We start from the raw sequence: 12,295 nt of genomic DNA, 5'->3' as shown, positions 1-12,295 counted from the left end.
CAAGTCAGTTTTAGTCAGCATCTACAACATTTTGCTACCGTGCTAAGTGCTGCATAAAATGCCGAATAGCATTGTATAAAAGCTGACAAAACAACATTTTCGGTTGTTCAAGTCTGAAAAAAACGAAATAAAAAACTAAAAATAGAAAAGATAAAAAATAAGCAAAAACAGCATAACAAGGAAAGTTATTCAATCGCCTGCTTTTGAATAGAGAAATACCTGAAAAATGTAAGGGATTATGAGACCTTGGTAATTTTGTAAACTGTGTATAAAAAAGCAGTGCCGAGGCACTGCTTTTGGGTTTCTCAATTGCGATTCGCAATTACATATTCGGGTAATTCGGACCACCGCCACCTTCAGGTGTTACCCAAGTGATGTTCTGTGATGGGTCTTTAATGTCACAAGTCTTACAGTGAACACAGTTGGCTGCGTTAATCTGGAAGCGTTTTGAACCATCATCATTTTCCATGATTTCATAAACACCCGCAGGGCAGTAGCGCTGTGCAGGCTCATCCCATTTAGGTAAGTTTAAGTTCACTGGAATAGAGGTATCTGTCAACTTTAAGTGTGCTGGCTGATTTTCTTCATGTACGGTATTCGATACGAACACTGAAGATAAACGGTCAAAAGTCAGCTTGCCATCTGGTTTTGGATAGTTCGGTTTAAAGCTGGTAGCATCTACAGTTTTGAGTGCGCTGAAATCAGGCACTAAATCATGCAAAGTAAATGGTACTTTAAACACGTTCTGGTCGATAAAGTTAAACGCACCACCCATCCATTGACCAAACTTATGCATTGCAGGGCCAAAGTTACGTGCGCTATAAAGTTCTTCTTTCAGCCAGCTGTTGTTGAATTTTTCAGTGTAAGCCGTTAGCTCTTTCACAAAGAAATCTTCGCCTTCAGTTACGCGAGCAATCGCCAAGTCACCGCCTTTTGCGACACCTGCAGCAATCGCTTCAAATACTGCTTCACCGCAAAGCATGCCAGACTTCATGGCGGTATGAGAGCCTTTGATTTTGGCAAAGTTTAAGAAGCCTGCATCATCACCAATTAAAGAACCACCTGGGAAGGTGAATTTTGGCAATGAGTTAAAGCCACCTTTGGTCACAGCACGTGCACCATAAGAAATACGCTTGCCGCCTTCTAGATACTGTTTAATTAGAGGGTGAGTTTTCCAGCGCTGCATTTCCATAAATGGATACATGTGTGGGTTGGTATACGACAAGTCCACAATCATACCCAAAGTCACTTGGTTGTTTTCTGCGTGGTATAACCACCAACCGCCTGACGAACCTGTTTCACTTAATGGCCAGCCTGCACCGTGCATGACTAAACCTGGTTTGTGTTTTGCAGGGTCAATTTCCCAAAGTTCTTTAATACCAATCCCGTAGTGTTGCGGATCGGCATCTTTATCCAAATTGAATTGCTGGATTAAACGCTTACCTAAATGACCACGACAGCCTTCTGCGAAAATGGTGTATTTGGCATGTAGTTCATAACCCGGTGTGAAGTTATGCGTTGGCTCGCCATCTTTACCAATGCCCATGTCACCAGTTTGGATGCCTTTAACCGTACCATCGGCATGGTAAAGAATTTCAGATGCCGCAAAGCCAGGGAAAATAGAAACTTCTAATTCTTCGGCTTTTTGACCTAACCAACGCACCACGTTGCCTAACGAGATCACGTAGTTACCATCGTTATGCATGGTTTTAGGCACCATCCAATGCGGTGCTTGCTGAGCTTTTTCAGGTGACATCAAGAAGAAAGTTTTATCTTCAGTCACAGGCACATTTAAAGGCGCACCTTCTTCTTTCCAGTTAGGAAATAACTCGTTGATGGCGCGAGGCTCAAGAATTGCACCCGAAAGGATATGCGCACCAACTTCAGAGCCTTTTTCGACCACACAAACGGACAGATCATTTAAATTGTTTTCAATTGCAAGTTGACGAATTTTGATCGCAGCAGAAAGACCCGCAGGGCCTGCGCCTACGATGACTACGTCAAACTCCATCGATTCACGTTCGATGTGTTCCATGTAGGACTCCTCATATAATTGAAGGTGGCAACCGCATCAAGCAACGGTGCTGCCATGAGTATTTTTAGTTGCCAGACACAAATTTAATCGTGTCTTTTACAGTATGGGTAAGTATTGTGAGCTAGTATAGTTTTAAACCGAGTCTTAGCCAATTGGCTGAATCGTATTATTTTTCCGTCAGTAAGGTACTGCAGCATGAAGCATGACGATAATTCAATCAAACCGACAGAAAATGTAGCTACGGCTGATAATAAAAATTTAATGCACATTGCACAATATATAAAAACTGGACAGTCAGGTCACAAAAGATCAATCCCTCCTTTGGAGCAATGGCATCCAAAGCATTGTGGAGCAATGGATTTGCTGGTCAAAGCCAATGGAGAATGGTGGCACGAAGGTCAATTGATCAAACGTCAGGCATTGGTTGATCTGTTTTCTAGTGTGTTATGGAAAGAGCAGGGCAAGTTTTATTTAAAAACCCCAGTGGAACAAATTGAAATCCAGGTAGAAGATGAGCCTTTGTTCATCAATCAGGTTGATGTGGTCGAAATCGGACAGCAAAATTATATTCAACTTATCACTACACATCAGGATATTGTGATTGTTGATGCCGAGCATCCTATTTTTATGCGTGAATATGCAGGTGAGCTGCGTCCTTATGTGCATGTGCGTTTTGGTATTAATGCCCTGATTCAGCGTGCGGCTTTTTTACATTTGGTGGAATTGGGCGAGCTGAGTGAAAATGCGCAGGGCGAAACGATTTTATCGTTGAAAAGTGGTGATTTGCACTTGCATTTAAGCAGCTGAGGTTTAAGCTTTATTCATCCCATTTTGTATTGCTGAATCTCTTGCTATGACAGCCATTCATCCTGTTTCTCCCTTAAATCAAGCCATGCCAAAAGCACAAGCCAGTGCGCCAATTGGTATTTTTGATTCGGGCATAGGAGGCTTGTCAGTTGCCATTGAAATTGCAGAATATTTGCCCAATGAGCGCATCCTTTATTATGCCGATACTGCACATGTGCCGTATGGCCCACGTGATGATCAAAATATTCGAGAACTCACTGCAGCTGCAATCGAATGGTTATATCGACAAGGTTGTAAAGTTGCGGTCGTGGCGTGTAATACTGCTTCTGCTTTTAGTCTAGATTATCTGCGCGATCATTACGGCGAAGATTTTCCCATTATTGGTTTAGTGCCTGCTTTAAAGCCTGCCGTATTAAATAGCCAAAGCAAAACTGTGGCTGTACTTGCGACGCCTGCGACTTTTCGCGGACAACTTATTAAAGATGTGATGCAGCGTTTTGCGATTCCTGCTCAAGTGCAAGTCTTGAATGTCACCAATCTAGATTTAGTGCCTTTTGTTGAGCAAGGGGCGCAAATGAGTGAGGCATGTTTAAGTTCCTTACAGCAGAGTTTGCAACCTGTGGTCGATCAGGGCGCGGACTATTTGGTGCTCGGTTGTACCCATTATCCTTTCCTAAAACCTGCGATTGAGTCCATTTTTGGTCAGAAACTGACATTAATTGACTCAGGAATTGCCGTTGCGCGTCAAACTTCCCGCATTTTAATTAAAAATGAGTTATTATTTGAACAAAGTTTGGCAGATACTTTACAAATTGCGTGTTATGTCAGCGGGAACAATGCAGAACAATTAAAGCCCGTGTTGCAGCATCTTATTCCAGGCAATATTTCTTGGAGTATCGCAAATGTGAGTACTGTGGACTGACTTTAAGATAATTTTTTTATGATTGGGGAAAGGCATTACAAGTAGACGGTGACCGACTTGTAATGGCAATAGGAGAGGGGAAACCAATGCTCGATAAGCGCTATCAGGTCTTTATCTCGACGTCTGGGGCAGATATGCAGCCAGAACGAGTGATCTTGGCACAAACATTGGTGGGAATGGGTTTTTTTTCGTGGGGTTTAGAACAACGTACCCCACTCAGCACTGCATTTGCACGCCGTCAAATTGATGATTGTGATTATGTGGTGATTCTATTGGGCAGCCAGTACGGTGAGCAATCGGTGTCGGGCGTGGGGTATATGCATTTAGAGTATATTTATGCAGTCACCAAGCAAAAGCCGATCATTGTATTTATGCACGAAGACCCAGATTCACGTGATTCATCTTTACATGATGAAAAACCTGAATTGCGTGAAAAATTCAAAGAGTTCCGTAAATTATTACAACAAGAAGTCGATCAGGTGTTTAGCTACCGCACTCTGCGTGATTTAGAGCTTGCTGTCCGCTTTAATATGTCGCAAATGCTAGAACGTTATCCGACTTCTGGTTGGGTGCGCCCGCAAAATACACAAGCTTTGCATGATGAAATTGAACGTTTAAAAAGTAAGTTACGTCAGCTGGAAACCGATGTGGGACAGCGCGAAGCAGACCCGTTTCTAAGCGTATCTAAAGTGTCGATGAATGAATCATATCGTTTTGAATATCGCATGCATGCCTATCAGGATGGTAACTTTAGAGAGCTGAAAGTTGAGCGAAGTTTAAGTTGGGCGCAGTTGTTGGCAATTTTAGGCAATACTTTTATTCATCCAACCCCTGAAGAATATTTTTCGAAACGCATGAATGAATATTTGAATGAAACTGGTTTGGAGGATGCACGTCGGATCATGCCACGTGCGCATGCAGTTGCACGTGCCCAAATCAATATTCGGGCCTTGCATCAGATTAAAATGCAAATGCGTCAAAATGACTGGATTGTGCAGGCGGGGCGTGATGATCGTCAGCGGATGTTGTGGCAAACCACGGCAAAAGCGCAAAAACTTTTAGAGAGCAATTTGCTAGATACCGATCGGGTTTATTCATTTAAAACACCGTATTAATCTCTCAATACAGAGTGAAAAAACTGTTAAAGTAGTCGGGCTCAATCATCAGACACGAGGGCTGGATGTTGTCTACAGCAAAACCCAAAGTAACCGTTCTTTTAGCCAATTTAGGTACGCCTGATGAACCGACTGCAGCAGCGGTTCGCCGTTTTTTAAAGCAGTTTTTGTCTGATCAGCGCGTGATTGAAATTCCCAAACCGATTTGGCAAATCATTTTGAACTTATTCATTTTGCCATTTCGTCCTAAGCGTGTTGCACATGCTTATGCTATGGTATGGCAGCAAGATTCACCCATGCGGGAAATTTTGTTGCAACAGGTTGCGGCTTTAAAGCAACAGTTGATACCACAGTATTCAGATATTGAATTAGAGATTGTGCCTGTAATGACCTATGGCAATCCGGGTATTCAACAGGCTTTGGCAGCTTTGAGTCAAAATCCTCAAGATCACGTGATTTTGTTCCCTTTATTTCCACAATATTCGGCAACTTCGACTGCACCTTTATATGATGCCGTTGCCAAATGGGTGCCACAGCAGCGTAATTTGCCGGGCTTATCCATCATTCGTGATTATTATCAGCATCCTTTATACATTCAGGCGTTGGCGCAAAGTGTGCGTGAATTTCAAGCCGAGCATGGTGTGGCAGAAAAATTATTGATGTCGTTTCATGGCATTCCACAGCCGTATGCCGATAAGGGTGATCCGTATGCAGAGCGTTGTCGGATCACGGCCAAATTGCTTGCCGATGCTTTAAATTTAAATGATGATCAGTGGGCAATTAGCTTCCAGTCACGTTTTGGCAAACAAGAATGGGTCAAACCCTATACCGATGTCTTACTTGAAGAATGGGGACAGCAGGGCGTGAAGTCAGTGCAAATTATGAGTCCTGCGTTTTCTGCAGATTGTTTGGAAACCCTAGAAGAATTGGCGATTCAAAACGCAGAATTGTTTTTACAAGCAGGTGGCAAAGAATATGCCTATATTCCTGCACTGAATACCCGTGTCGATCATTTGGATTTGCTCAAACAATTACTTCAAGCTAATCTTGATGCTGTAAAGCATACACTAAGCCATTAATTTTTGAGGTTCGCCACCATGTTGCAAGTCAAAATTGTTCCCGTTACCGCTTTTCAGCAAAACTGCTCGATTGTGTGGGATGCTGAAAGCAAAGAAGCGATTTTGATTGATGCAGGCGGCGAGCCTGAAAAACTGAAAGCTGAAGTTGAAGCTTTGGGTTTAACGGTGAAAGCTTTGTGGTTAACTCATGGGCATCTAGACCATGCGGGTGCTGTTGGTGCATTGCAACATCACTGGAATGTTCCTGTGATTGGCCCGCAGAAACAAGATGCTTTTTGGTTAGATCAACTGCAAGAAGTGTCTGCACGTTATGGTTTTCCTATCCCTGAACAAGTCACGGTTACACAGTGGTTAGAGGGTGGTGAAGTGCTGCAATTGGGTCAAGAAAGCTTTGAAGTGCGTTATGCACCAGGGCATACCCCAGGCCATGTGATGTTTTATAATGCAAAATATGGCGTCTTGTGGACAGGCGATGTGCTATTTAAAGGCTCGATTGGGCGCACCGATTTTCCACGTGGGAATCATCAACAATTATTAGATTCAATTCAGCGCGAATGTTTTAGTTTGCCCGATGACACTCAGTTTATTTCGGGGCATGGTCCCATCAGTACCATTGGATTTGAAAAACAGCATAACCCGTTTGTAGCAGGGCAAGCAGGTTAAAAGCAGTGTGTATTTATGCTTTAAGAAAAAGTCAGCAGTCGCTGACTTTTTATTTGCGAAAGGGATTATTCAGCATTTGTTTGCTTTCAATTGCAAACAGCATTGTGAAAATTGTCAGTAAGATGCCTATGCACAGCATGAGTAAATCATGCGCGTACAGTCCAAAGCCTAAACTGCTGGTAGAGAGTAAAATACACAGCATTACAATTCCTTTTAACATGATTTCCATGGTGAAATGTTCCTAGGTTATTTTTTGCTTTCTTTATTGTTATGTGCAGTGACGGAGTCACGAATAGTGCAAAGTATAACCTGTGCTAATTCTGCTGAAAGCAATTATAGAACAACTAAATTTTGAATAATTTTTCTAAAAATGTGAAAAATTCCATGAAACTGTGTGTAGTTTTAGGCAATATTTGGCGTGGAAATTTATTGCTTATTCCTCAGAGTTTTCTGCTTGCGGAGCATCTTGGGTGGGTAAACGATATTCATCATTTGCCCACGCACCTAAATCAATGAGCTTGCAACGCTCAGAACAAAATGGACGAAAAGGATTGTCTTCCCATTGTGTAGATTCGCCACAACGTGGGCAAGGAAAAGTACGAGGCATGCTGAACTCCTATGAAAAATACAGGATTGGATTATGCAAATAGCACCTGAGTTGGTAGACTTGTGCCGAATTTTGTAAGTTTGATCTGATTATGCCAATTCGTCAATTTCAAGCACAGCGTATGCATGCCCCTCGTGATTTTCAAGCCATTGCCAATGAATCGGTTTGTGTGGAAATTGGGGCCGGAAAAGGTAAACACGCCCTATTGTTTAGCGGGCAGCATCCTGAGCACAAGTTGATTGCAATTGAGCGCACCCGTGAAAAATTTTTGGCGATGCAAAAACAGCATCAACTTGAAGGTCAGCGTAACTTGCAAATAGTACATGCCGATGCAATTCCATGGATTGTACATGCTTTATTTCCTGCTCAAGTTGAGCAATTCTTTATTTTATATCCGAACCCAGAACCGCATAATGCCACCCAGCGTTGGTTGAATATGCCGTTTTTTGAGTTTTTGTTGTCACGCTTAAAAGCAGGCGGCAGCATTACTTTGGTGAGTAATATTCCTGAATATATTGCAGAAGCACGGCAACAGCTGATCGAAGTGTGGAAATTGCCATTTATTCAGCAGGATGTTCCAGTAGATTCCGCACGCACTCACTTTGAAATCAAATATTTAGCACGTGGCGAGCGTTGTCAGGAACTGCAGATCAGCAAACCAGCCGCTTATACAACCCGTTTTGATGATTTTCAGCCTTTGCAAGGACAGCAGCCAACTTTAACACCTGCTGCAGTTGAGGCGAAAGCGCTTGCAGACTCAAGTGCAACAATTGAGTAAACAGGCATGAAACAGCGCATTGCAATTATAGGAGCAGGGCCTGCGGGGTTAATGGCTGCCGAAGTGCTGAGTAAGTTTGACTATGATGTGCATGTTTATGAGCAGAAACCTTCGGCGGCACGCAAGTTTTTGATGGCAGGTAAAACGGGTCTGAATATTTCACATGCCGAACCAATTGCACAATTTATTCAGCGTTATGATCGGGCGGAATGGTTGGCGCCGTGGATTCGACAATGGGATGCGGCTTGGATTCAAAACTGGATGCAGGGTTTAGGTATTCAGTCTTATGTAGGTTCATCGGGGCGGATTTTTCCAAAAGAAATGAAAGCTGCACCTTTGCTGCGCGCATGGTTAAAACGCTTGGTTGATGCAGGCGTGCAGTTTCATTATCGGCATCAGGTATGTGATTTAAATAATAATCTACTCAGTATTCAAAATCTAAGTACAGGTCACATTGAACAACAGCAGTTTGTCGCCATTGTGATGGCATGTGGGGCAGTGTCGTGGTCGAAATTAGGCAGCGATGGTGCATGGCAGCATTGGTTATCTGCCAATGAAATTCGGCCTTTTCAAGCCAGTAATGCAGGGGTGGAGTGTGATTGGTCTAACTATATGCAGCCTGTTTTTGGGCAACCTTTAAAACGTGTACAAGCATGGGTGAGCGGTGCTGAAGCGAGCATGGGCGATATTGTGATTAGCCATTATGGTTTGGAAAGTGGCTTAATTTATAAGCAAGGGCGAGCGTTGCGACAGTTGCAACTTGCACATCAACCGATGCAACTACACCTAGATTTATTGCCCGATTTAAGCATTGAGCAACTTTGTCAAAAGTTGCAACCTTCAAAAAAACAGTCTGTAAGCAATATTTGGCGTAAGGCGGGTTTGGATGCCGTGAAGTCTGCAGTCGTGCGTGAGTTGGTGGATAAAGCCCTTTGGCAGCAGCCTATGCAATTGGCGCAGCAGATTAAAAATTTAACGGTGCCTTTAAAGGGTTTTCGTCCTATTGAAGAAGCAATTAGCTGTGCGGGCGGGGTTAAGCGCGAGGTGTTGTCTGCACAATTGCAATTAAATTCTAATCCTCACGTTTTTCTTTGTGGTGAGATGCTGGATTGGGATGCACCAACGGGCGGCTATTTGCTGACAGCCTGTTTTGCGACAGGTCGCGCTGCCGCGGAAGGGGTGCATCAATATTTACAGCAGCGTCCGTAAAAATACGTTATTGATCCAGTTGTGGATATTGCCCGCGCCAATGTTCCAGTTGTTGCTGCGCCTGTAACAAGTCTGCTAAACCTTGTTGACGTTGTGCTTTACTGACAGGATAAGGTGCAGAAGTAGTGTTTTGAGCTGCCAGATATTGCGCTTGCTGTTCCCAATAATGACTCATTAAGCCTTGAATATAACGCCCTTGTGGCGTCTTTAAATCCAGTTCTTTGAGCATACTCAAGGCAGATTGAATGTTGTCCTGTAGGCGATTTTTAGCAAATGCAGCATCGAGTTGTTTGTTTTCATGCAAGCGTTCTAACTCATCTTCCAAATCATTACTCATTTGGTCATGGCGTTGTTCATAATCCATCAGCAATTGAATGTCATGTGGGTCATCCGCAGTCATTTCAAAGGGCTGAAGCGCGACTTGCTCGACCTGAGTTTGCATGATTTGATCTTCAGGACTGAGTTTGTCTGCATTTTCTATCTTGCTGCGCTCACAGGCGCTGAGGGCGAACGCCAAACAAATTGTTAAGGGAGCAATCATGTGTTTAAAGGTTATTTGCATTTATTCGCTCCAGTCATATTCAACTTTTTTGATAGACATAAACATGCGTGCAATAGGGAAATTCAATTTCATCTTGCGCATACTTATTCGTATATTCTAATACTAATTGCTCAAATTGTTTTTTAAGTTGTTGTTGCTGTTCGGTTGGCATCGCAGCAATGAAACTGGTCGAAAGCAAACGCTTAGACACGACTTGTTCAACTGTACCAACATGCGTGTGATGAAATTGCTGCTCGTGAGTAAGTTGGAATAAATCTGTATCGTCAAATACCTGACGCCAGTCTTGGTTGTGAAAACGCGGGGTATCGCCCTCAAAAGGCAAAATCATCTTTGCCAGTGCATTGACCCAATTGACCGAAATATCACGTTGATTCCAAATTAACAGCAAATAACCTTGAGGTTTTAAGATTCGGTGAATTTCCTTTAAACTTTGCAGATTGGCAAACCAATGAAAAGATTGCGCACAGCTCACCAAATCTGCACATTGATCGTGCAGTGGTAATTGCTCACTTCGTGCCTGAATTGTCTCAACATGCGGGTAAAGTTGCTTTAATTGGGCTAACATGTTGGCAACTGGATCTACCGCTATAAGCTGAGTTGTCAGTTTGAGCAAATGTGGCAGGAACTTTCCTGTGCCAGAACCCAAGTCTACAATATTGCTATTCAGTGGAACTTGGAGCCGATCTTGCAGGAAAACATCGACTTCTTGCGGGTAACTGGGGCGAACTTGTTGATATAGGTTTGCCCCTAAAGCAAAGCCTTGTTGTGCGGCAGGATGTAGAGATTGTGTCATATTTTGCGATTTTTAATCTGCTGTGCATCTATAAAATAACATATTCACTTTTGAACTTGCGTACAGTGTATTCAAGTTTAAAGTAACGGTTTAATTCAGCGCCTTGGCGCCGGTGTGGGAATGGACAAACACATAATTTTTGAAGACGGACATATCCGCGCTATTTTCATGAAAGGCTCATCTCAGGAGCTGATTTTTTCTTTTGGCGATTTAATTACACGGGCCAAAGGAACGTCTATTAATGCCGAAAAATCACTGGAAAAGTTTCATTTTAATGTGATTGGGGTCATGCCTAAGGAAAAATCATGGTTTCCTGAAGCTTCTATGCGCGCCATGTTGGCAGCCATTCAAGACCTGATTGCCTCGTTTAAAATTCGAGTGGGCTATGGCGGCTCAATGGGCGGCTATGCAGCAATTAAATATTCCAATTTGCTGGATTTAAACCGTATTGTGGCTTTGGTGCCGCAGTATTCAATTGACCCTGAAGATATTCACGACCCACGCTATAACATGTTTTATCAGGCAGATTTAAATGCCAATATGCGCATTCAAGCGCAAGATGTATCGGCACAGCGTGAATATATTGTGGTCTATGACCAATATTATGCTGAAGATCGTGGGCACTATTTAAAAATTCAACCTTTAATTCCGCATTTACATACCTTACATTTGCCATTTACAGGGCATGATGCGATTGCGATTTTAGCCAACTCTGAATTACTGAATGACTTTTTAACCCATTCTTTTGATGCGCCGTTCTTTTACCAAAAAATTCGCAAGGTGAAAAAGAACAGCAAGTTTTACTATCGTAAAGTGATTGAAAATGTCTTGCCGAACCATCGCTGGTCTTTAGGTCGTATTTTAAAATACAATAACTTACAGCTAGACAGTAACTTTTTTGATGCCAAGTTGAAACAAAACCTGATTCGCTCCTTGCTTAGCAATAAACAGGTCGATCAGCACGATTTAAACAAACTTGGCTTACAAATTCAGTTACCGTATGAAAATCGTAATGTCTTGCTCGACCATTTTGGTCATGGTTTGGTGTTTAACATCATCAGCCAAAAAATTGAGAGCTATGCCGCACATGCGATTGCCTTAAACCATAAATTCCTGATTCCAATTTATGCAAAGGGCAGTGGTTTGGTGCAAATTTATCTGAATGATGAACGCTATTTAATTAGTATGAATGATCGTCATGTCATGAAACTATGCAAGGAACAAGATGCACTTGCTGCAGGCATGCACCCACTAATATTGAAAAAATATAGCGACTATTTTGTGTTGAGCTATAAAGATTTGAACCTGAGCAGTGATGAGTTTGGCGACAACGACTTTGTGGAAGATTTGCCAGATACTGCCAAATTTACCCTAGAACTGGAACAGTAAGCTGCAAAGTTTGATCCATTATTTAGATGGTTTAAATTTTAGACACTTGTATTGTTTTGCCATTGGGCTAAGATGATCTTAAAACATGGTTTTGTTGATCATTCCAAGGGTAGTATGTATGACCAAGTTGTTGATGCCTGCTGTGCTTGTTTTGCTGTCCAGTTTCATTTTATCTGCGACTTTATTTGCAGATGCGCCTGAGCCGAAGGCTTATTTATTTTTTGCTTTAGGTTTGTTGGTATTGTTGGGATTAGGCGCTTATGTATTCCGACAAGTTCAAAAATCGATACGCTATCACATGAATAAGCCTGCAGATTAAATGCAGGCTTTTTTATT

At 42.5% G+C, this 12,295-nt stretch carries 14 protein-coding genes; 9 read left to right on the top strand and 5 right to left on the bottom strand.

The annotated features are described in order from the left end of the window. Positions 1–322: 322 nt before the first annotated feature. On the bottom strand, positions 323–2,035 hold the full coding sequence (locus HX743_RS04820; RefSeq protein ID WP_178318645.1) for an electron transfer flavoprotein-ubiquinone oxidoreductase: 1,713 nt from the start codon (positions 2,033–2,035) through the stop codon (positions 323–325). A gap of 195 nt (positions 2,036–2,230) precedes the next feature. Between HX743_RS04820 and HX743_RS04815 the strand changes: the two genes are divergently transcribed. The 5 genes from HX743_RS04815 (at position 2,231) to HX743_RS04795 (ending at position 6,621) form a co-directional block, all read left to right on the top strand. Next, positions 2,231–2,842 carry a DUF1285 domain-containing protein gene (locus HX743_RS04815; protein WP_004975967.1) on the top strand — a complete coding sequence of 204 codons (612 nt, stop codon included), beginning with the start codon at positions 2,231–2,233 and terminating at the stop codon, positions 2,840–2,842. 46 nt (positions 2,843–2,888) lie between these two features. Next, entirely contained in the window at positions 2,889–3,764 is an 876-nt protein-coding gene (gene murI, locus HX743_RS04810) for a glutamate racemase (protein ID WP_004975969.1), read from the top strand. An 86-nt stretch (positions 3,765–3,850) separates the two neighbouring features. Further along, on the top strand, positions 3,851–4,879 hold the full coding sequence (locus tag HX743_RS04805) for a DUF4062 domain-containing protein (RefSeq protein ID WP_096901324.1): 1,029 nt from the start codon (positions 3,851–3,853) through the stop codon (positions 4,877–4,879). A 65-nt stretch (positions 4,880–4,944) separates the two neighbouring features. Further along, positions 4,945–5,958, top strand: a complete 1,014-nt coding sequence (gene hemH, locus HX743_RS04800) for a ferrochelatase (protein WP_178318644.1) — start codon at positions 4,945–4,947, stop codon at positions 5,956–5,958. An 18-nt stretch (positions 5,959–5,976) separates the two neighbouring features. Continuing rightward, a complete protein-coding gene (locus tag HX743_RS04795) occupies positions 5,977–6,621 on the top strand; it encodes an MBL fold metallo-hydrolase (protein WP_178318643.1) in 645 nt (214 codons plus the stop codon). Positions 6,622–6,670: 49 nt separating this feature from the next. Here HX743_RS04795 and HX743_RS04790 read toward each other — a convergent pair whose 3' ends face one another. Next, the gene (locus HX743_RS04790) at positions 6,671–6,850 is read right to left on the bottom strand and encodes a hypothetical protein (protein ID WP_004975984.1); all 180 of its coding nucleotides are present in this window, start codon (positions 6,848–6,850) and stop codon (positions 6,671–6,673) included. A 204-nt stretch (positions 6,851–7,054) separates the two neighbouring features. Continuing rightward, entirely contained in the window at positions 7,055–7,228 is a 174-nt protein-coding gene (locus HX743_RS04785) for a DNA gyrase inhibitor YacG (protein WP_019836038.1), read from the bottom strand. Positions 7,229–7,313: 85 nt separating this feature from the next. On the opposite strand from HX743_RS04785, the gene HX743_RS04780 reads away from it, so the two are divergent. Next, entirely contained in the window at positions 7,314–8,006 is a 693-nt protein-coding gene (locus HX743_RS04780; protein ID WP_250316201.1) for a tRNA (guanine-N(7)-)-methyltransferase, read from the top strand. A gap of 6 nt (positions 8,007–8,012) precedes the next feature. Further along, positions 8,013–9,215, top strand: a complete 1,203-nt coding sequence (locus HX743_RS04775) for a TIGR03862 family flavoprotein (protein ID WP_178318641.1) — start codon at positions 8,013–8,015, stop codon at positions 9,213–9,215. 7 nt (positions 9,216–9,222) lie between these two features. Here HX743_RS04775 and HX743_RS04770 read toward each other — a convergent pair whose 3' ends face one another. Further along, a complete protein-coding gene (locus HX743_RS04770; RefSeq protein ID WP_178318640.1) occupies positions 9,223–9,777 on the bottom strand; it encodes a hypothetical protein in 555 nt (184 codons plus the stop codon). A gap of 19 nt (positions 9,778–9,796) precedes the next feature. Further along, positions 9,797–10,570, bottom strand: a complete 774-nt coding sequence (locus tag HX743_RS04765) for a class I SAM-dependent methyltransferase (RefSeq protein WP_178318639.1) — start codon at positions 10,568–10,570, stop codon at positions 9,797–9,799. 120 nt (positions 10,571–10,690) lie between these two features. Between HX743_RS04765 and HX743_RS04760 the strand changes: the two genes are divergently transcribed. Next, on the top strand, positions 10,691–11,959 hold the full coding sequence (locus HX743_RS04760; protein WP_178318638.1) for a hypothetical protein: 1,269 nt from the start codon (positions 10,691–10,693) through the stop codon (positions 11,957–11,959). A gap of 118 nt (positions 11,960–12,077) precedes the next feature. After that, the gene (locus HX743_RS04755; protein WP_178318637.1) at positions 12,078–12,278 is read left to right on the top strand and encodes a hypothetical protein; all 201 of its coding nucleotides are present in this window, start codon (positions 12,078–12,080) and stop codon (positions 12,276–12,278) included. Positions 12,279–12,295 lie beyond the last annotated feature (17 nt).

Source organism: Acinetobacter sp. Swhac1 (genome assembly GCF_013390985.1).
Taxonomy (GTDB): domain Bacteria; phylum Pseudomonadota; class Gammaproteobacteria; order Pseudomonadales; family Moraxellaceae; genus Acinetobacter; species Acinetobacter towneri.
The sequence above is the reverse complement of the archived record's forward strand: the minus strand, read 5'-3'. Positions and strand labels throughout refer to the sequence as shown.

Coding starts and splice junctions, on each gene's coding strand:
- HX743_RS04820 (WP_178318645.1), bottom strand. CDS start 2,035: ATGGAACACATCGAACGTGAATCGATGGAGTTTGACGTAGTCATCGTA.
- HX743_RS04815 (WP_004975967.1), top strand. CDS start 2,231: ATGAAGCATGACGATAATTCAATCAAACCGACAGAAAATGTAGCTACG.
- murI (WP_004975969.1), top strand. CDS start 2,889: ATGACAGCCATTCATCCTGTTTCTCCCTTAAATCAAGCCATGCCAAAA.
- HX743_RS04805 (WP_096901324.1), top strand. CDS start 3,851: ATGCTCGATAAGCGCTATCAGGTCTTTATCTCGACGTCTGGGGCAGAT.
- hemH (WP_178318644.1), top strand. CDS start 4,945: ATGTTGTCTACAGCAAAACCCAAAGTAACCGTTCTTTTAGCCAATTTA.
- HX743_RS04795 (WP_178318643.1), top strand. CDS start 5,977: ATGTTGCAAGTCAAAATTGTTCCCGTTACCGCTTTTCAGCAAAACTGC.
- HX743_RS04790 (WP_004975984.1), bottom strand. CDS start 6,850: ATGGAAATCATGTTAAAAGGAATTGTAATGCTGTGTATTTTACTCTCT.
- HX743_RS04785 (WP_019836038.1), bottom strand. CDS start 7,228: ATGCCTCGTACTTTTCCTTGCCCACGTTGTGGCGAATCTACACAATGG.
- HX743_RS04775 (WP_178318641.1), top strand. CDS start 8,013: ATGAAACAGCGCATTGCAATTATAGGAGCAGGGCCTGCGGGGTTAATG.
- HX743_RS04770 (WP_178318640.1), bottom strand. CDS start 9,777: ATGCAAATAACCTTTAAACACATGATTGCTCCCTTAACAATTTGTTTG.
- HX743_RS04765 (WP_178318639.1), bottom strand. CDS start 10,570: ATGACACAATCTCTACATCCTGCCGCACAACAAGGCTTTGCTTTAGGG.
- HX743_RS04760 (WP_178318638.1), top strand. CDS start 10,691: ATGGACAAACACATAATTTTTGAAGACGGACATATCCGCGCTATTTTC.
- HX743_RS04755 (WP_178318637.1), top strand. CDS start 12,078: ATGACCAAGTTGTTGATGCCTGCTGTGCTTGTTTTGCTGTCCAGTTTC.